Origin of the sequence: Streptomyces sp. URMC 124 (assembly GCF_051386455.1) — a bacterium.
GTDB lineage: Bacteria > Actinomycetota > Actinomycetes > Streptomycetales > Streptomycetaceae > Streptomyces.
The window spans coordinates 1-17,658 of the sequence record NZ_JBPQTS010000024.1 but is presented as its reverse complement, the minus strand read 5'-3'; the positions used below and the strand labels follow the sequence as shown (position 1 = coordinate 17,658).

Annotated in this window: 23 protein-coding genes; 9 read left to right on the top strand and 14 right to left on the bottom strand. The window is 70.7% G+C overall.

The window, feature by feature from the left end; all coding sequences use genetic code 11:
* Nucleotides 1-44: 44 nt before the first annotated feature.
* From ACSNOG_RS07455 to ACSNOG_RS07430, 6 genes are all read right to left on the bottom strand, one after another.
* Nucleotides 45-464, bottom strand: coding sequence for a PaaI family thioesterase (locus ACSNOG_RS07455; protein ID WP_436751749.1), 420 nt, complete (start codon nt 462-464; stop codon nt 45-47).
* Nucleotides 461-901: a PaaI family thioesterase gene (locus tag ACSNOG_RS07450; protein ID WP_436751748.1), complete on the bottom strand. Its 441-nt coding sequence runs from the start codon at nt 899-901 to the stop codon at nt 461-463. The genes ACSNOG_RS07455 and ACSNOG_RS07450 overlap by 4 nt, the downstream gene beginning before the upstream one ends.
* Entirely contained in the window at nt 882-2,078 is a 1,197-nt protein-coding gene (locus tag ACSNOG_RS07445) for an acyl-CoA dehydrogenase family protein (RefSeq protein ID WP_436751747.1), read from the bottom strand. Before ACSNOG_RS07445 ends, ACSNOG_RS07450 begins: the two co-directional genes overlap by 20 nt.
* Before the next feature lie 64 nt (nt 2,079-2,142).
* Entirely contained in the window at nt 2,143-3,999 is a 1,857-nt protein-coding gene (locus ACSNOG_RS07440; RefSeq protein ID WP_436751746.1) for an FAD/NAD(P)-binding protein, read from the bottom strand.
* A 94-nt stretch (nt 4,000-4,093) separates the two neighbouring features.
* Complete coding sequence (locus tag ACSNOG_RS07435) at nt 4,094-4,465, bottom strand: carboxymuconolactone decarboxylase family protein (RefSeq protein WP_436751745.1); 372 nt, start codon at nt 4,463-4,465, stop codon at nt 4,094-4,096.
* 256 nt (nt 4,466-4,721) lie between these two features.
* Entirely contained in the window at nt 4,722-5,294 is a 573-nt protein-coding gene (locus ACSNOG_RS07430) for a winged helix-turn-helix transcriptional regulator (RefSeq protein WP_436751744.1), read from the bottom strand.
* 75 nt (nt 5,295-5,369) lie between these two features.
* On the opposite strand from ACSNOG_RS07430, the gene ACSNOG_RS07425 reads away from it, so the two are divergent.
* Nucleotides 5,370-6,806: an MFS transporter gene (locus ACSNOG_RS07425; RefSeq protein WP_436751743.1), complete on the top strand. Its 1,437-nt coding sequence runs from the start codon at nt 5,370-5,372 to the stop codon at nt 6,804-6,806.
* 102 nt (nt 6,807-6,908) lie between these two features.
* Here the strand turns inward: ACSNOG_RS07425 and ACSNOG_RS07420 are convergent, their stop codons facing one another.
* Complete coding sequence (locus ACSNOG_RS07420) at nt 6,909-7,940, bottom strand: LuxR C-terminal-related transcriptional regulator (RefSeq protein WP_436751742.1); 1,032 nt, start codon at nt 7,938-7,940, stop codon at nt 6,909-6,911.
* 352 nt (nt 7,941-8,292) lie between these two features.
* Nucleotides 8,293-8,964, bottom strand: coding sequence for a DUF5324 family protein (locus tag ACSNOG_RS07415; protein ID WP_436751741.1), 672 nt, complete (start codon nt 8,962-8,964; stop codon nt 8,293-8,295).
* A gap of 243 nt (nt 8,965-9,207) precedes the next feature.
* Here ACSNOG_RS07415 and ACSNOG_RS07410 point away from each other — a divergent pair, with 243 nt between their 5' ends.
* Nucleotides 9,208-9,735 carry a peptidylprolyl isomerase gene (locus ACSNOG_RS07410; protein ID WP_436751740.1) on the top strand — a complete coding sequence of 176 codons (528 nt, stop codon included), beginning with the start codon at nt 9,208-9,210 and terminating at the stop codon, nt 9,733-9,735.
* A 118-nt stretch (nt 9,736-9,853) separates the two neighbouring features.
* A complete protein-coding gene (locus ACSNOG_RS07405; protein WP_436751739.1) occupies nt 9,854-10,738 on the top strand; it encodes a rhomboid family intramembrane serine protease in 885 nt (294 codons plus the stop codon).
* Between the two features lie 240 nt (nt 10,739-10,978).
* On the opposite strand, the gene crgA is transcribed toward ACSNOG_RS07405, so the two are convergent.
* The gene (gene crgA, locus ACSNOG_RS07400) at nt 10,979-11,233 is read right to left on the bottom strand and encodes a cell division protein CrgA (RefSeq protein WP_058047345.1); all 255 of its coding nucleotides are present in this window, start codon (nt 11,231-11,233) and stop codon (nt 10,979-10,981) included.
* 155 nt (nt 11,234-11,388) lie between these two features.
* Here crgA and ACSNOG_RS07395 point away from each other — a divergent pair, with 155 nt between their 5' ends.
* The 6 genes from ACSNOG_RS07395 (at nt 11,389) to ACSNOG_RS07370 (ending at nt 15,493) form a co-directional block, all read left to right on the top strand.
* Nucleotides 11,389-12,153 carry a DUF881 domain-containing protein gene (locus ACSNOG_RS07395; protein WP_436751738.1) on the top strand — a complete coding sequence of 255 codons (765 nt, stop codon included), beginning with the start codon at nt 11,389-11,391 and terminating at the stop codon, nt 12,151-12,153.
* A gap of 18 nt (nt 12,154-12,171) precedes the next feature.
* The gene (locus tag ACSNOG_RS07390) at nt 12,172-13,041 is read left to right on the top strand and encodes a class E sortase (protein WP_436751737.1); all 870 of its coding nucleotides are present in this window, start codon (nt 12,172-12,174) and stop codon (nt 13,039-13,041) included.
* A gap of 114 nt (nt 13,042-13,155) precedes the next feature.
* Nucleotides 13,156-13,290: a hypothetical protein gene (locus tag ACSNOG_RS07385; RefSeq protein WP_436751776.1), complete on the top strand. Its 135-nt coding sequence runs from the start codon at nt 13,156-13,158 to the stop codon at nt 13,288-13,290.
* Nucleotides 13,287-13,925 (top strand): aminodeoxychorismate/anthranilate synthase component II, encoded by a 639-nt coding sequence (locus ACSNOG_RS07380; protein ID WP_190023270.1) that lies wholly within the window; start codon nt 13,287-13,289, stop codon nt 13,923-13,925. Before ACSNOG_RS07385 ends, ACSNOG_RS07380 begins: the two co-directional genes overlap by 4 nt.
* Nucleotides 13,922-14,764, top strand: a complete 843-nt coding sequence (locus ACSNOG_RS07375) for a class E sortase (RefSeq protein WP_436751736.1) — start codon at nt 13,922-13,924, stop codon at nt 14,762-14,764. Before ACSNOG_RS07380 ends, ACSNOG_RS07375 begins: the two co-directional genes overlap by 4 nt.
* A gap of 36 nt (nt 14,765-14,800) precedes the next feature.
* Complete coding sequence (locus ACSNOG_RS07370; protein ID WP_436751735.1) at nt 14,801-15,493, top strand: class E sortase; 693 nt, start codon at nt 14,801-14,803, stop codon at nt 15,491-15,493.
* 20 nt (nt 15,494-15,513) lie between these two features.
* Here ACSNOG_RS07370 and ACSNOG_RS07365 read toward each other — a convergent pair whose 3' ends face one another.
* The 5 genes from ACSNOG_RS07365 to ACSNOG_RS07345 all read right to left on the bottom strand — a co-directional run bounded on the left by ACSNOG_RS07365 (nt 15,514) and on the right by ACSNOG_RS07345 (nt 17,314).
* Nucleotides 15,514-15,705, bottom strand: a complete 192-nt coding sequence (locus ACSNOG_RS07365) for a hypothetical protein (RefSeq protein WP_436751734.1) — start codon at nt 15,703-15,705, stop codon at nt 15,514-15,516.
* Nucleotides 15,706-15,857: 152 nt separating this feature from the next.
* A complete protein-coding gene (locus ACSNOG_RS07360) occupies nt 15,858-16,049 on the bottom strand; it encodes a hypothetical protein (RefSeq protein ID WP_436751733.1) in 192 nt (63 codons plus the stop codon).
* 10 nt (nt 16,050-16,059) lie between these two features.
* Nucleotides 16,060-16,251 carry a hypothetical protein gene (locus ACSNOG_RS07355; RefSeq protein ID WP_436751732.1) on the bottom strand — a complete coding sequence of 64 codons (192 nt, stop codon included), beginning with the start codon at nt 16,249-16,251 and terminating at the stop codon, nt 16,060-16,062.
* A gap of 10 nt (nt 16,252-16,261) precedes the next feature.
* Complete coding sequence (locus ACSNOG_RS07350) at nt 16,262-16,453, bottom strand: hypothetical protein (protein WP_436751731.1); 192 nt, start codon at nt 16,451-16,453, stop codon at nt 16,262-16,264.
* 9 nt (nt 16,454-16,462) lie between these two features.
* Nucleotides 16,463-17,314, bottom strand: a complete 852-nt coding sequence (locus ACSNOG_RS07345) for a helix-turn-helix domain-containing protein (RefSeq protein WP_436751730.1) — start codon at nt 17,312-17,314, stop codon at nt 16,463-16,465.
* Nucleotides 17,315-17,658 lie beyond the last annotated feature (344 nt).

Genomic DNA, 17,658 nt, shown 5'->3' with positions numbered 1-17,658 from the left:
GGCGGTTTCGCTGCTGTTCGGGGGTGGGGCTTTTACGGGTCCCGCTACGAAGCCCGCTTGGGGACGTTCTGCAGCCGCAGCTGCCCGCGGGCCAGGAGGGGGCGGGTGCCGTCCGCGGCCGCGATCTCCACGGTCCACACCTGCTGGAGGTCGCCCTGGAACACCGGGTACGCGGTGACGAGCGCGGGGCCGCCGGTCGTCGTGAGGAACACGTCCGTCGCGTTGTGGACGCCGACGGCGAAGAAGCCGCGGTCCGCGACGGCCCGTGAGGCGCCGACGCTGGCCGCCCGTTCGACGACGGTGCTGTGGACGCCGCCGTGCACGACGCCCCAGGGGTTGTGGTGCTGCGGGCCGAGTGCGAGGCGGCCGCGGACGCCGTCGCCCGTGACCTCGTCGAACTCCAGGCCCAGGGCGACGAGGAAACGGCTCGCGGTGTCGAGGCCGAGCGCGGGGAAGGCGGTCACACCTGCTCACCTCCCGTGCCCGTGCCTGTGCCCGTGCCTGTGCCCGCGCTGACGTTCTGGAGCCGTACCTGGCCGCGGGCGAGCGGCTGTTCGTCGGAGACGGTGACCGTCCACAGCTGCTGCGTGCGGCCCTGGTGCACGGCTTCGGCGACGACCTCGGCCCGGCCCTCGGTGCGCGAGCGCAGCAGGTCGGTGGAGATGTGGACGGCGACGGCGTGCCGGCCGGGGCCGGCGGCCTCCGACGCGCCGAGGGAGGCGGCGCTCTCGACGGCGGTGGTGTAGACGCCGCCGTTGACGATGCCCCAGGGGGTGTGGTGGTCCGGGCCGAGTGCGATGTGGCCGCGGACGCGGGTGGGGGACACCTCGGTGACGACCAGCCCGGCGGCCGCGACGAAGGCGCTCTCGGGCGCCCGGGGGTCAGCGGAAGGCCTGGACACCGGTCACCGCCTTGCCGATGGAGAGCAGGTGCATCTCCTCCGTGCCTTCGTAGGTGAGCACCGTCTCCAGGTTCACCATGTGCCGGAAGACCGAGTACTCCAAGGTGATCCCGTTGCCGCCCAGGATCGTCCGGGCGCTGCGGGCGATGTCGAGCGCCGTGCGCACGTTGGCGAGCTTGCCGACGCTGATCTGCACGGGGTCCAGGCGGCCGGCGTCCTTGAGGCGGCCGAGCCGGGCGGCCAGCAGGGATGCCTGGGCGGTCTGTACGGCCATCTCGGAGAGTTTCCGCTGGGTGAGCTGGAAGCCGGCGAGGGTGCGGCCGAACTGCTCGCGCTGGCCGGCGTACTCCAGCGCCGTCTCGTAGCAGGCGCGGGCGGCGCCCACGGCGCCCCAGATGATCCCGAAGCGGGCTTCGCCGAGGCAGCTCAGCGGCCCGGACAGGCCCTCGGCTGCCGGCAGGACCGCGTCGGCGGGCAGGCGCACGCCGTCGAGGACGAGCTCGCCGGTCACCGAGACGCGCAGCGACAGCTTCCGGGTGATCTTGTTGATGGTGAAGCCGGGCGTGCCGACCGGGACGACGAAGCCGCGGATGCCCTTCGCGCCCCGCTCGGGCGCGGTCTGCGCCCACACCACGGCCACGTCGGCGAACGGGCTGTTGGTGATCCACATCTTCGATCCGTCGAGCACCCAGTCGTCGCCGTCGCGCCGGGCGCGGGTGCGCATGGCGCTGGGGTCCGAGCCGGCGTCGGGCTCGGTCAGGCCGAAGCAGCCGACGGCCTCGCCCGAGGCCATGGCCGGCAGCCACCGCTGCTTCTGCTCCTCCGATCCCCACCGGTGGATGGCGTACATGGCCAGGGAGCCCTGGGTGGAGACGAAGGAGCGCAGGCCCGAGTCGACGGCCTCCAGCTCCCGGCAGGCCACGCCGTACGCGGTGGCGCTGGTGCCCGCGCAGCCGTATCCGTCGAGGTGCATGCCGAGCAGCCCCAGGGAGCCGAGGTGTTTGACGACCTCGCGCGGCATGGTGTCGGCCTCGAACCACTCGGCCACGTGCGGGGCCAGCTCGGTCCGGGCGAAGGACCGCACGGTGTCCCTGATGTCCCGCTCGGTCTCGCCGAGCTCGTCGTCGACGGCGAGGACGTCCAGGGGGTCCGGTTCCGCGGCGGAGAGCGGACTCATGATGACTTCTTTCTCGTGTCGGGTGGCATCGGCTCGTGCGGGCGGGCCCCAGGAGGGGGCGGGCTCAGGAAAGGCCCAGTACGGCCCGCGCGATGGAGTCGCTGTCTCCCACGGTGATGGAGTTGACGTTGGGGCGGATGCCGGTCTCGGTGACCCAGTTCGCCCCTTCGGTGGGCACGCCGAAGACGTAGCGCCTGGGGTGGACCGACCCGTCGCTGCGGATGACGCGGAAGGGCCGTTCGGTGACGGCCACGCCGCCGGTGATGTACTCGCCGGCCGAGGCGGTCTGCACCGTGAAGTGCTTCACCTGCTGGTGCTTCTTGAGGTGGACGAGGATCGAGTTGTTCGTACGGGCGAGGTCCACCTTGGGCAGCCGCGCGTCGATGAGGACGGTGCCGGTGCGGATGTCGCCGGGGACGGCCGAGGTGCCGGTGAACACACCGCGCTCGTGATCGCACTCGACCGTGAACCGGGGCCCGGCGACCTCGACCACGCCCGCGTCCATCAGCGCCACGAGCTCCTCGACCCGGCTCCAGGGCGGCCCCAGGGAGAGGAACGCGTGCAGGGAGTTGAACCAGCCCTCGACGTCGTTCCGGTACGAACGCCCCTCGATGCCGCCGTTGTTCATCACGTAGCGCATCTCGTTGCGGATGTCGCGCAGGACGTCCAGGGCGGACTTCACGGGGCTGCTGAGGTTGCCGCGGCGCGCCTCGGCGATGTCGTCCACCAGGTACGACCGCAGGAATCCGGTCCAGGAGCGGGCGGAGGCGATGTCGTCGTCCGTCCACGGCTGCGCCACCCGCGTCCAGTCCCAGTACTGCTCCTCCGGAACGTCGAACTTGCGCAGGACGGTGCGCTCGGAGTCGCACGACCAGGGGAGCAGGCTGTAGAGCGCGCCGAACTCGTCCGCGACCTCCTCCGACTCCCTGATCTCCACCAGGCGCCGGTAGTAGACGGTCTCGACCTCCTTGGCGATCAGCGGCCAGCAGTCGCGCCGGAAGTCGAGGGCGCCGGTCGGGCCGGCGTTCGAGCGGAGCTTGTCGATGTGCTCCTCGGTGAGGACCTTCGGCTCGTAGCGCAGGTCGCCCTTCTCGTTGTCCGCCCTGCCGTGCAGGGGCACGCCCCGGCGTGATCCGCAGACGATGTGCGGTTCGCGGCCGGAGGGCAGGTACGTCAGCCCGTCGGCGGTCCTCACGTACGTGCCGCCGCGGCCCTGGGTGAGCAGGGACATGTAGTCGAAGAAGGACAGTCCGAGGCCGCGGACGAGCACCCGCTGACCGGGCTCGATGCTGCTGAGGTCGGCGTCGGCGGGGTTGGCGGGCGGGAGGAAGAGGCCTCCCGTCGCCGCGGCGAAGCCCCGCAGGGTCTCCTCGTCGGCGGACGGGTGCACCGCTCCGTGGCCCGTGGCCAGCACCAGCTGGTCGACCTCGGCCGACCCTCCGGTGTCCGTGGTCAGGAGCTGGCCGCCGGCCTCGGTGTCGGCCACCGAGACGACCTTGCCCCGGTGCTCGTGGATCTCGATGGTGTCCGGGCGGTTGCGCAGGATCTCGCCGTAGGCCCATTCGAGGTAGTGCCCGTAGAAGGACCTGCGGCAGTAGCTGTTCTCGTGGACCTCCCGGGCCTCGGCCAGGACGGCCTCGGGATAGCTGCCGGGGATGTCTCCCGCCGCCAGCATGGCCGACCACTCGTACAGGCTCGGGCCCTTGCGGACCGGGCCGGCCATCTTCACGGTGTCGTCCGCGAAGGCGGTGATCTGGGAGGCGACGATGTTCATGATGAGGTCGGGGGACTGATCGGTCCGCCAGACGTCACCGGAACCGAAGTTCCGCGGTTCGAAGAGATGGATGACAAGAGAATCGCCGATACGGTCACGCGCGTTCTCGACCATGCGCTCCAGGACGGACAATCCGCGAGGGCCCACGCCGACGATGCCAACCGTGTGCAATGCCCTAGGTTTCACAGTGGGACTCCGTTGAGGTTTTCCCAGTTCGGGGCGGCTTTGCCAGGTCCGCTGGTCAGGACATTTCGTCGCTGATCTGTTTGATCGACCGCACGGTGTCGATCGCGGCGGGAAACCCGCAGTACACGGCGCATTGGAGGGCGACCTCGACGAGTTCGTCGACCGTGCACCCGTTGCGCAGCGCTCCCCCGATGTGGAGCTCCAGTTCGTGCTTGCGGTTCATCGCCGTGAGAATGGCGACGGTCAGAAGGCTCCGGAACTTCCGGTCGAATGCGGGCCGTTGCCAGACGGTCCCCCAGGCGAGTCGCACCACCAGGTCCTGCAGCTCCGCTGCTCCTGCCCAGGTGTCGGACACGCCGTCGACGTAGGTGTTTCCCAGGACCTCGCGTCGCAGCGCGTCGCCGGCTGCCCACTCGGATCCAGGCATGCGTCATTCCCCCATGAATTACGTGAGCTGCCGCCGCGCCTCTGCGGGACGGCAAGTCCCTGCGGGGAGCTGCCGAAGCGCTCCCTGGGCACGACCCTGCCAGCGGGCCGTCCCGCGGCGACAGCGTCAGAGGGCGTCGTGATTGCGACTGTCGTAAAGAGGAACGTCACAAGACGGGTGCATGGGGCACGTATCGCCCGGTGGGATGGTCTTCCGGGCAGCGGGTCCCGTCAACAGCCCGTTAAGGGCGGCCTGTTCAGGAAGTGGCAGGGGCGTGCGGGGCGGACGGCGTCGTGTGCGCGGGCGCCGGGAACAGCTCCGTCAGGAGCCGGTGGGGCCGGCTGCGCAGGGCCGCGCTGACCCGGTCGTCCCGCAGGCCGGCGTCGGCACCGGGGCCCTGGCGGATGACGAGGTCGGCGGGCGGGGGCACCGTGCCGCACGCCGGACACGCGCCGGTGGAGCCGATGTCCGTGCCGCACGTGGCGTGGCTGAAGAGCCGGCGCGAGCCTTCGGGGGCGAGCCAGCGCTCGCCCCACTGCGCCAGGGAGAACACCATCGGCCACAGGTCGAGGCCGCGCTCGGTGAGGACGTAGTCGACCTCGACGCCCGTGGGGTGGGGGCGGCGCTCGACCACGCCGACGGCCGCGAGGGCCTTGAGGCGGTCGGCGAGGACGGCGCGCGGGATGCCGAGGTGGGCGTGGAAGTCGCCGAAGCGCCGCACCCCGTAGAAGCAGTCGCGGAGCACCAGGAGGGTCCAGCGCTCGCCGACCACTTCGAGTGCCCGGGCCAGTGAACAGTCCTGGTCTGCGTAGCCACGTCCCAATGCCATGACGAAAGTCTAGCGGTGCAGTCACTGAACTATGTGGTTCAATGACTGAACTCCACCGATCTCCTGGGGGTAGTAGTGACGACCGAACCGGTCGAGCGCCGGTCCTCCGCCCGCGCGACTCTCGCGATCTCGTGCGTGGCGACCCTGCTCGTGCTCATCAACTTCACCGCCCCCGTCTCGACCGTGCAGACCGTCAGAGCGGCGCTCGGCTCCGGTCCCTCGGGGCAGACCTGGATCCTGGGCAGCATCAGCGTCGGCCTTGCGGCGTGCCTGATGGTGGCGGGGACCCTCGCCGACGACTACGGCCGCAAGCGGATGTTCGTGACCGGCGGCGGGCTGCTCGTGCTCTCCACCGTGGTGTGCGCCGTCGCCCCCGTGACGCTCGTGTTCGTCCTCGGCCGCATCGTCCAGGGCGCGGCGAGCGCCGCGCTCCTGGCGTCCAGCCTCGGCCTGCTGGCCCACGCCTTCGCCCCCGGCCCCGAGCGGGCCCGGGCCACCGGCCTGTGGGGGGCGATGGTCGGCGGCGGCATCGCCATCGGCCCGGTGTTCTCCGCGCTGCTGGGCCGGGCCACCGACTGGCGGGTCACCTACTGGGTCCTCGCGGTGCTCGCCGCGCTGGTCACGCTCTGGGCCGCCCGCACGCTGGAGGAGTCCCGCAGCGCGCACAAGCGCGCCTTCGACCTCGCCGGGGTGCTCACCCTGGGTGCCGGCATCACCCTGCTGATCGCGGGGCTCACGGAGGGGCGCGGCGGCTGGGGCAGGCCGCACGTCCTGGTCTTCCTGGTCGCCGCGGTCGTCCTGCTGGCCGGCTTCGTGGTGGTCGAGAAGCGCGTCGCGCAGCCGATGCTGGAGCCCGCCTTCTTCCGGCGGCCCGCGTTCGTCGCCTCGGTCGTCGGCGCGCTGGTGACCGGCATGGGCGTGATCGGCCTGATGACGTACGTGCCGACCGCCGCGCAGAGCATGCAGGGCCTCAGCCCGCTCGGCAGCGCCGGTCTGCTCGCCTTCTGGTCCGGCCTGTCCTTCGTGGCCGCGCCGCAGGCCCGCCGCTTCGTCGCCCGCGTCGGCGACCGCCAGCAGGTCGCCGCGGGCCTGGCCCTGTGCGGGATCGGGGAGCTCGCCCTGGCCGGGATCTCCGAGGAGTCGTCCTGGTGGCGGTTCGTGCCCGGCCTCGTGCTGGCGGGCCTCGGCAGCGGCGTGGTCAACGCGGCCCTCGCCGGGCTGGCCGTGCGCAGCGTGCCCGCCCACCGCGTGGCGGTCGGTTCCGCGGCGAACAACGCCTCGCGCTACCTGGGTTCGTCGCTGGGCGTCGCGCTGGTCGCGGCGATCCTGGCGCTCGCCCCGCGCGGTGGCGGCGCCGCGCACGAGATGGGCACCGGCATGACCTACGCCGCGCTCGTCTCCGGCGGGCTGGCGATCGTCGGCGCCGTCCTCGTCGCCCTGTGCCGCGAGCGCACGGAGCCGGTGAGCACCCCCGTACCGGCTGCGGAGCCGCAGCTGTCGGAGCCGGTGTGAGGAACTCCGGGCCCGGCGGAGGGCCCGGTGGCCCCGGCCGTGCGGACCTCCGCACGGCCGGGGCCGTTTTCGGCCGCGGGGGCAGAGGCGGGGGGCGGTCGTTCACATCGCGACGGCCGGACTTCGCCCGCCCAGCAGCTCCTGCTCCTTGAGCAGGAAGCCGAGTTGGAGCCGGCTGGAGGCGCCGAGCTGCTGCATGACGTCCGAGACGTGGCGCTGGCAGGTGCGCACCGAGATGCCCAGGGCCCGCGCGGTCGTCCGGTCGTCCGCGCCGGCGATCAGGTGCTGGAGGATGGACCGCTTCGTCTGGTTCGCCAGGTCCTGGACGAACGTTCTCTCGCGGGGCTTGTCCATGGGCTCCCCGGTCGTCCAGGCGGCGTCGAACATCTCGGCGGCGAAGGCGACGAGGTCGGCGTCCCGGACCACGAGCGCTCCGCCCGGGCTGCTGCGCAGCGGCACGACGAGCACCTCGCGGTCGAAGATGACGAACCGGGCCAGGTCGCCGGTGACCGTCCTGACCTCGACGCCCGCGCCCATGGCCTCCTCCGTGTGCCGCACCGTCGGCGGGTGGAAGCGCGCGGAGTACTGGTAGAGGGCGCGCAGGTGCACTCCGCGCCCGAGCAGCTGCTGGTAGCGGTAGCGGGCCTCGATCAGCTCCGCGTCGGGGTGGGCGCCGCCCGGCCGGGCGGAGAGGACCTCCTCGCGGCAGTCGTCGGCGTACCGCTCCAGGGCCCGGACCACCTCCTCGTGCGATTCGATGCGCTCCAGGTGGGGGCCTTGCAGCGACTGCTGCTGGGTGGCGTAGATGAGGCCGAGTTCGGCGATCTGCCCGCGCATCCACTGCAGGCCCAGCCGGGCGTTCTCCACCCGCTCTTCCCACTGGCCGAGGAGCCGGTCCGACACGAGGGCGGGGTCGACGGCGGCCAGGCAGTCGGCTCCCAGCCGCCGCACCAGACCGGTGGCGATGAGCTTGTCCACGGCCTGGATGCTGACGTCGCCGTGGGCGCCGGACATCAGCTCGTCGATGCGTACGAGCCCCTGCCGGGCGATGTGCCGGTACGTGACGAGCTCGGCGGACGCCAGCTCTATCGAGCCGGGGCCGGCGGCTGTGCGTTCTTTGACCAATGCGTCCATGTCAGCACCTCTCGTTTATGTGTGCCGCAAAAGGGCGGAGAGTGGAGAAACAGGGGAACCCGCCAGTCAGCAGGGGCCGGCTCTTCGCAGCTTAGATGCGGGAGCGGGCGGGCAAGTCGGGTGAATCGGCCCGAACCACCGGGCGCTTTTCCAAAGAATTACCTGTAATCTATTGCACACAACAACTTGTTTGCGGGCGCGCTTTCCCGGATAACCCGGTGCCGGATCCCGGATATCGGCGGGTTCCCGGATAACGCACGAGGCCCCCCGGCCCGCGCGGGAAGCGCGAGCCGGGGGGCCTCGGTGAATTCCGGTCCGCCGACCGGTTTTCTCAGCTGTTTTCCGGCCGTTTTCAGAACGGCCTGTCGTCCGGCCCGCCGTTCTCCGGAGAGGCCTCGGCCTCGGCCTGCTTGGCCTGGACCTCGGGGTCGAGCGGCGAGGTGGAGGCCTGGCCCGTGCCGTCGACCGAGCTCAGCGGCGGCCGGTCGTGCACCTCGGTGGCCTCGGGCGGCTCGACCAGCCAGTCGGGATTCGCCTGCTTGTCCCACCACTTCCAGGCGGCGTACGCGCCCCCGGCGATCACGGCGGCCACACCGAGGCGCCGGAGGACCCGGCCCGCCCGGCACCGCCGGTCCCGCCGGGCGACCAGCTTCTCGATCTCCTTGGGGCTGACCTGTCCGCGCAGCGCGGCGAACGCGGCGGCACCACGGGCGACCGCCTCGTCCCGGACCGGCTCGACGGCCGTGCGGGCCCGCACGGCGGCCTGGTCGATCTTCGGGGGCAGGGCGCCGCGGGCGTGCTCGATCCGCGGGTGCAGATGCGCGTCGTACTGGCAGCGGGCCTGGTGCGCGGCCTGGTGCGCGGCCTCCGTGACCACGGGTGCCAGCCGGGCCCGGGCCTCGTGCGCGTAGTGCGCGGCGGTGTCCTTCGCGGTGCCGGCGTAGGGCGCCACCACTTCCGCGGCGTGCCGGACGCTGTCCTTCGCCGAGCTGGCCGCGGCGCGCACGCTGTCCTTGCGGGTCACGAGAACCTCCTCCTCGGTGGCGTATGTTTTGTCGCCTTTCCACCCAGTGAAAAATCATGCCTGGAGGCGGGCGGTCCGGCACGTGCGGGCGGGCATCCGGGTCATCGGGTGACGACGCCGGGTGACGACCCGGCTCGACCATGCCACGCTTTCGCGCGGCGCGCGGGGCTTTGCTGGCTACTCGCCGCGAACCCGTCCATGCGAGGATCGGTAGCCGTCAGTGCAGACTATGGAAGGTAGATCGTGGCCGAGCAGCTTTACGCCACCCTGAAGACCAACCGGGGCGACATCGAGATCCGGCTCCTGCCGGACCACGCCCCCAAGACGGTCAAGAACTTCGTCGAGCTCGCGAAGGGCGAGCGCGAGTGGATCAACCCCGAGACGGGCCAGAAGTCCACGGACAAGCTGTACGACGGCACGGTCTTCCACCGCGTCATCGAGGGCTTCATGATCCAGGGCGGTGACCCGCTGGGCAACGGCACCGGCGGCCCGGGCTACAAGTTCGCGGACGAGTTCCACCCGGACCTGGCCTTCAACAAGTCCTACCTGCTCGCCATGGCCAACGCCGGCCCGGGCACCAACGGCTCGCAGTTCTTCATCACCGTGTCCCCCACCGCGTGGCTGACCGGCAAGCACACCATCTTCGGCGAGGTCACGAACGAGGCCAGCAAGAAGGTCGTCGACGCCATCGCCACCACCGACACCAACCCGCGCACCGACCGCCCGGTCGAGGACGTGGTCATCGAGTCGGTCGTCATCGAGACCCGCTGACACCCGGTTTCAGCTCCCTCATCACGGCCCGAGGGAACCCGGCGCCCCGCTCGTCCGTAAGACGGGCGGGGCCGCGCGTCCCGGACAGGCCCGCCCATCACCGGCGCAAGGGGAACGCATGAACGACCAGGCCGTCGGCTGTTACCGGCATCCCGACCGGGAGACGGGCATCCGCTGCACCCGCTGCGAGCGGCCCATCTGCCCGGAGTGCATGGTGAGCGCTTCGGTCGGGTTCCAGTGCCCGGCCTGCGTCGCCGGCGGTTCCGGCGGTTCCGGCACGGGGCACGCCCCGCGGGCCAGTGCCCCGCGCACGCTCGCGGGCGGCGCCCACACGGCGGACCCCCGGCTGGTCACCAAGATCCTCCTGGGGATGAACGTCGCCCTGTGGATCGCGGTCATGGCCACCGGCGACGGCCTGCTCGACGACCTGGAGCTGTTCGGCCGCGCCGTGCTCGCCGGTGAGCCCCAGGGCGTCGCGGAAGGCCAGTGGTACCGCCTGCTGACGGCGATGTTCCTGCACCAGGCGCCGATGCACATCGCGTTCAACATGCTCTCGCTGTGGTGGATCGGGCCCCCGCTGGAGGCGGCGCTGGGCCGGGCCCGCTATCTCGCGCTGTACCTGCTGTCCGGTCTGGGCGGCTCCGCCCTGACCTTCGTCGTCGCCGACCCCCGCCAGCCCTCGCTGGGGGCGTCCGGGGCGATCTTCGGCCTGCTGGGCGCGACGGCGGTGCTGATGCGGCGGCTGAACTACGACATGCGCCCGGTCGTGGCGCTGCTCGTGCTCAACCTGATCTTCACCTTCACCTGGAACAACATCGCCTGGGAAGCCCACATCGGCGGCCTGGTGGTGGGCACCGCCGTGGCCTACGGGATGGTGCACGCGCCCCGGGAGAAGCGGGCGCTCGTCCAGGGGCTGACCTGCGGGCTGACGCTGCTGGTGATCGTCGCGGCGGTGGTGGTGCGGACGGCGACGCTGCCGGCACTCACCGTCTTCCCCGGCTGAGCCGTCACGGACGGTTGTCCACAGCGCGCACGGAATCTTGTGCATCGTGTGGGGAACAGGTGTCCGTCCGTGCACACAGCTGCGTTTCCGCTGGTGGGCAGGGGCGCCGCGAGGCGCCCCGCGCTGGTGACCAGTCACACCGGCGTCAACCCCGGGGAAGTTATCCACAGATCTTCTGAGTTTTTCCCCACTGTGGACGAGGGTGTGGATAACTCCTCGGAAGGCTTCCCGGAAGGCTTGCTACTTCCACTGGGTGGAGACTACGAACCCCGCCGCGATAAAGCCGAAACCGACCACAATGTTCCAGTTGTGGAGGGACTCCACCGGCATGTCGCCACTGGTCACGTAGAAGATGACGATCCAGGCCAGCCCGATGAGGAACATCGCCAGCATCAGCGGAGCCACCCAGCCCCGCCCGCTGCTGAGCTTGATGGTCTGCTGCTTCGCCGGCGGCGGCGTGAAGTCGTCCTTCTTGCGGATCCGTGACTTCGGCACGAGGAACTCTCCTGTCGATGCGCTGCGTGACCGCGCTGGGGAACAAGGGAAACGTACAAAGGGCTGGTCCGAGGCGGCGAGCGGCGGGAACGCCACCTTTCCCCGGGCGTCCGTTAGCGTAGTGCTTCCGTGGCGCCGGAGAGGATAAGGGTACGTTGAGTAATTCTGCGGACTCCACCAGCAGGCCGTCCCGGCGCTTCAAACCCGTCCGGCTGCTGACCGGGGCCGTCTTCGCGCTGGCCGGCCTCATCTTCTGGATGAGCTTCAACACCGCCCACGGCACCAACATCCGCACCGACGACTCCATGCTCCGGCTCTCCGACCTCATCCAGGAGCGCAGCCGCAAGAACGCCGGTCTGGACGAGAGCGCCGCGGCCGCCCGCGACCAGGTGGACGCCCTCGCCCGGCGGGGCGACGGCACCACCGCGGCCCGGACCAAGAAGCTCGCCGCACTCGCCGCGGCCGCCGGCACCTCCCCGATCAGCGGCCCCGGCCTGAGCGTCACCCTCACCGACGCCCCTCCCAACGCCACCGCCAAGATCCCCGGCGTGCCGCAGCCGCAGCCCAACGACCTGGTCATCCACCAGCAGGACCTCCAGGCCGTCGTCAACGCCCTCTGGCAGGGCGGCGCCAAGGGCATCCAGGTCATGGACCAGCGCCTGATCTCCACCAGCGCCGTCCGCTGCGTCGGCAACACCCTGATCCTCCAGGGCCGCGTCTACTCCCCGCCCTACAAGGTCACGGCCGTCGGCGACCGCGGCGCCCTGCGCAAGGCCGTCGACGCCTCCCCCGCGATCCAGAACTACCTGCAGTACGTGAACGCCTACGGGCTCGGCTGGAAAGTCGACCAGCACGACGCGGTGACTCTTCCCGGCTACTCGGGCACAGTGGACCTCCACTACGCCAAGCCCGTGGAGTGACCCGGGAGGGATCCGGCGATGGGGTTACGGCTCGTCGTCCGCACGCTCACCGAGCTGTGCCTGACCATCGGCACCCTGCTCGTCCTCTTCGTCGTCTACGTCCTCTACTGGACGGGCGTGCGCGCCGACAGCGCCATGGACCGGGAGCTCGGCCGCCTGCAGGACCGCTGGGCGGCCGGTGGGGCGGTGAGCGCCGTGGGGCCGTCCGGGGCGCCCCCGCAGGACGACGTGCCCGGTCAGCAGCCCGTGGGGCCCGTAGGGGAAGGCGAGCCGGACGGGTCGCCTGACCGGCCCGCGGCGCCCGCGGCGCCCTCCGTGCAGGGCGCGCCACCGCCGGGCGCAGAGCCCGGGACGGGCGCGGGCACCGGCGTGGGCGCGGGCCGGGGCGCGCCCGCGCGCCGCCAAGCCGCCCCGGCCCGCCCCGGCGAGGCCTTCGCCGTCATGTACGTCCCCCGCTTCGGCGCCGGCTGGGCCAAACCCGTCCTCCAGGGCACGGCGGCCGGGCTCCTGAAGAAGGGCCTCGGCCACTACGAGGGGACGGCGCGCCCCGGCGAGACGGGCAACTTCGCCGTCGCCGGCCACCGCCGCACCTACGGCGACCCGTTCAAGGACCTCGACGAACTGCGCGCGGGCGACGCCGTGGTGGTGGGCGACGGCACGACCTGGTTCACGTACCGCGTCGACGGCCGCCCGTACCGCACCCGGCCCGACGACGTCGGCGTCATCGACCCCGTGCCCGCCGGCTCCGGCTTCCGCGGCCCCGGCCGCTACCTGACCCTCACCACCTGCGAACCGGAGTGGGGCCACAGCCACCGGCTGATCGTCTGGGCGCACCTCGACGCGACCTCGCCCGCGTCACGGGGCCGACCCGGGGCTTTGTCCGGCTGACCCCCTCGGGCGCCGCCCGCCCCTTACTCTGGTGCTGCAATTTCGACTACGTCATCGGCAAGTGGGGACGGCATGTACGGCTGGATCTGGCGGCATCTGCCGGGTAACGCGTGGGTGCGGACACTGATCTCGCTGGTACTCGTACTGGCGGTCGTCTACGCCCTCTTCCAGTACGTCTTCCCCTGGGCGGAACCCCTGCTGCCGTTCAACGACGTGACGGTCGACAACGGAATGGCGGTCAACCAGTGAGTGCGCGCATCCTCGTCGTGGACAACTACGACAGCTTCGTCTTCAACCTCGTCCAGTACCTCTACCAGCTGGGCGCCGAGTGCGAGGTCCGGCGCAACGACGAGGTCGAGCTCGGCCACGCCCAGGAGGGCTTCGACGGCGTCCTGCTGTCCCCCGGCCCGGGAGCGCCGGAGCAGGCGGGCGTGTGCATCGACATGGTGCGGCACTGCGCCCAGCACGGCATCCCCGTCTTCGGCGTCTGCCTGGGCATGCAGTCCATGGCCGTCGCCTACGGGGGCGTGGTCGGCCGGGCGCCCGAGCTGCTGCACGGCAAGACGTCGCTGGTCACGCACGAGGGCGCGGGCGTCTTCCAGGGCCTCCCCTCGCCCTTCACCGCCACCCGCTACCACTCCCTGGCCGTCGAGCGCGAGAACTGGCCGGACGAGCTGGAGATCACCGCCTGGACCGAGTCCGGCATCGCGATGGGCCTGCGCCACCGCGACCTGCCCGTCGAGGGCGTGCAGTTCCACCCCGAGTCCGTGCTCACCGAGTGGGGCCACCGCATGCTCGCCAACTGGCTCGTCGCCTGCGGTGACACCACGGCGGTGGAGCGGTCGGCGGGCCTGGCCCCGGTGGTGGGCAAGGCCGGGGCGTGACCACGCCCCCGCGGGTCGTATCGCAGCCCCTGCCGCCCGAGGACCGGGCGACGATGGAGCTGCGCAGGGTGGAGGTGCCGTCCCAGGCGGCGCCCCGGCCCGTACGGACCGGCGGGCGCGCCGCGCGGCGGCACGCGGCCCGGCGGGCGCGCAGGGGCAGCCTGGGCGTGCTGCTGTGCCGCGGCACGGGCGAGCTCTTCATCACGGCCGGCCTGGTGATGCTGCTGTTCGTGGCCTACCAGCTGTGGTGGACGAACGTCCGCGCCCTCCAGCAGGCCGGCGGAGCCGCGCACCACCTGCAGAGCCGCTGGGACGAAGAGGGGCAGGGCGCCGACCGGGACGCCGGGACGTTCTCGCCCGGCGAGGGCTTCGCCATCATCTACATCCCGGCGCTGGACGTGAAGGCCCCGATCGCCGAGGGCACCGGCAAGCAGAAGATCCTCGACCGCGGCATGGTCGGCCACTACGGGGAAGGCCCCCTCAAGACCGCGATGCCGTGGGACGACAAGGGCAACTTCGCCCTCGCGGGCCACCGCAACACCCATGGCGAACCGTTCCGCTACGTCAACCGCCTGAAGCCCGGTGACAAGATCGTGGTGGAGACGCGCAGCGCCTTCTACACGTATGAGATGACGAGCCGTCTGGAGCAGACGCCACCCGCGAACGTCGGGGTCATCGCCCCTGTCCCGGCCGGCTCCGGCTTCCGCGGCCCCGGCCGCTACATCACCCTCACCACCTGTACCCCCGAGTTCACCAGTACCTACCGTCTGATCGTGTGGGGCAAGATGGTCGACGAGCGGCCCCGGAGCAAGGGAAAGCCGGACGCCCTCGTTCAGTAACGGCACACGGGATCAGCGAAGCGGGGACGAACGTCTGTGGCACGAACAGACCGCGTACGGGGGCGCGTCGCCACCGCCGTCAGCGTCATAGGCGAGCTGCTGATCACCGCGGGCGTGATCCTGGCCCTCTTCGTCGTCTACTCCCTGTGGTGGACGAACGTCCTCGCCGACCGCGAGGCCAAGCGCCAGGGCCACGCGGTGCGCGATCGCTGGGCGCAGGCCCCCTCCGGTCCCGGCGCCCTCGACACCAAGGACGGCATCGGCTTCCTGCACGTGCCGTCCATGAAGAACGGCGAGGTGCTGGTGAAGAGCGGCACCTCCACCGACGTCCTCAACGAGGGCGTCGCCGGCTTCTACCGCTCGCCGGTGAAGTCCGCCATGCCCTGGGACGCCAAGGGCAACTTCACACTGGCCGCCCACCGGGACGGCCACGGCGCGAAGTTCCACAACATCGACAAGGTGAAGACCGGCGACCGGGTCGTCTTCGAGACGCGCGACGTCTGGTACGTCTACAAGGTCTACGCGGAGCTGAAGCAGACCTCGAAGTACAACGTGGACGTTCTCGACCCGATCCCGAAAGAATCCGGCGCCACGAAACCGGGCCGCTACCTGACCCTGACGACGTGCACGCCGGTCTACACGTCCGACTACCGGTACATCGTGTGGGCGGAACTGGAACGCACGGAAAAGGTCGACGCGTCCCGCACGCCACCGCGCGAGCTGCGCTGACCCATGGCGGGCAGCCGCCGTCAGAGCAGGTGGTCGGCCTCGCCTGCCTTGATGCCGCGGATCAGCGCGCGCAGGGCGTCGCGGGTGTCGGTGATGTAGCGGTCCTCGGACCCGCTGACAGCTATGTAGGCGTTGCCTGCGGCGTCGGTGCCTATGCGGAAGCAGTTGCTGCTGTCCCCGCAGAAGGAGTCTTCCCAGTTGATATGGGACACGGTCGCTCCGCCTTCCCCAGAGGCCGGGTGCAGTTCTACAGGAGTTAGATACCCAGGCCCGTAGGGGTACTGCTGGGCTTTCCAGGAGCTGCGCCGTTGGGGTACCGGCCTGTCTTGACCTCAGCCACCACCCCGTCAGCAGTCGGCCACGCTCAGAGCAGGTGATCGGCCTTGCCCGCCTTGATGTCGCGGATCAGTGCCCGCAAGGCGTCCCGGCTATCTGTGACGTAATGGTCCTCCGACCCGCTGACGGCGATGTAGGCGTTGCCCGCGGCGTCGGTGCCTATGCGGAAGCATGCACTTCCCTCACCGCAGCAGGGCTCCTCCCAGGTGATCGTTGACATCAGCGTTCCCCTAGAGCAGGTGGTCGGCCTTGCCCGCTTTGATGTCGCGGATCAGTGCGCGCAGGGCGTCGTGGGTGTCGGTGACGTAGTGGTCTTCGGTGCCGGATACGGCGATGTAGGCGTTGCCTGTGGCATCGGTGCCTATCCGAAAGCAGGCGCTGGCCTCGGCACAGTAAGGGTTTTCCCAGACGATGTCCGGCATGGGTACCCCTTCACATGAGGTGGTCGGCTTTGCCGGCCTTGATGTCGCGGATCAGTGCGCGCAGGGCGTCGCGGGTGTCGGTGACGTAGTGGTCCTCGGACCCGGATACGGCGATGTAGGCGTTCCCGGCGGCGTCGGTACCTATGCGGAAGCAGTTCGCCCCCTCGCCGCAGAAGGCTTCTTCCCAGGTGATCATTGACATCGGCGTTCCCTAGAGCTGGTGGACAATATCGCGGATGAAGTCACGTGACGGCCCTGGTGCGAGGGTCACCGCCTCCAACTGCTCCAGCTGCGTACGGTACTTCTTGAGCTGCAGCTCCGAATCGAGGAAATCCGGACCGTGAGAGCAGTCGAGTTCGGCCACGTCCAGTTGAGGGACCACGGCCTCTGCATAGACGACCGAGTGGCCTGCTCCGGGGAATCCGCCGCTTCGGAACGGAATGGCCCGCAACGTCACCTTGTCGTGGCAGCTCGCTTCTAGGAGGTGCGCGAGCTGCCGACGCGCCACTTTCCGGCCGCCGAACTCCATGCGCAGTGCCGCCTCGTGGACGATCACCTCTACTTGAGGCGGGTTCGCCTTGTGGAGGACCTGTGCCCGCTCCATGCGGTGGGCTACCCGGGCTTCGACCTCGGCCTTCGGCAGGGGCGGTACTACGTGCTGGAAGAGCGCACGAGCGTGGTCCTCGATCTGGAGCAGCCCGGGAAGGTGCACAGTCAGTGCGATTCGAAGCCGTACGGCGTGCCATTCCATCTCGGCGATATCCAGAAAGCTGGCCGGTAGCGTCCCACGATAGGACTCCCACCAGCCCTTCCCGCGCTCTCCTGCCATCGCGGCCAACGCCTCGATCAGCTCCGCGTCGGTGCAGCCGTAGTTACTGGCAAGAACGCGCACCCGGTCGGCGCTGATCCCTGAGCGCCCCGACTCCATGTTCGGCACGTTCGTGCGAGGTACCCCCAGCAGACCGGCCGCGAACTCGGTGGTCATGCCCGCGGCGGTGCGCATCTTGCGCAGCTCGGTGCCCAGCCGCTTCTGACGCGCCGTTGGCGTGCTTCTAGGGGGCATACGTTCTCCCTGTTCCGGACTGGTCGACGTGGGGAGCAGTCTGCCCGCGCCGCGATCGCCCGGTCCACCGAAGGGTGATGACTTTACGAGTCCGTAGTACGTGTACTCCCGCATGTCCTATGGTCGGTACCGCACCGCACACGCAACGGTCGCCGACCGGAAGCGCATCGCGCGAGCATGCCCGCGTCCTCCTGCCCTGGGAGGGGCGTGTCCGCGTCAGGGAGACAGGCCACCGGACCGGCGCCGCACCCGCAGGATCCCCACACCACCGTCCTGGGAGCCGCCGTATGCCCTCCACCGGAGCCGACACCACCCTCTGCCCCCTGATCACCCCCACTCCACCC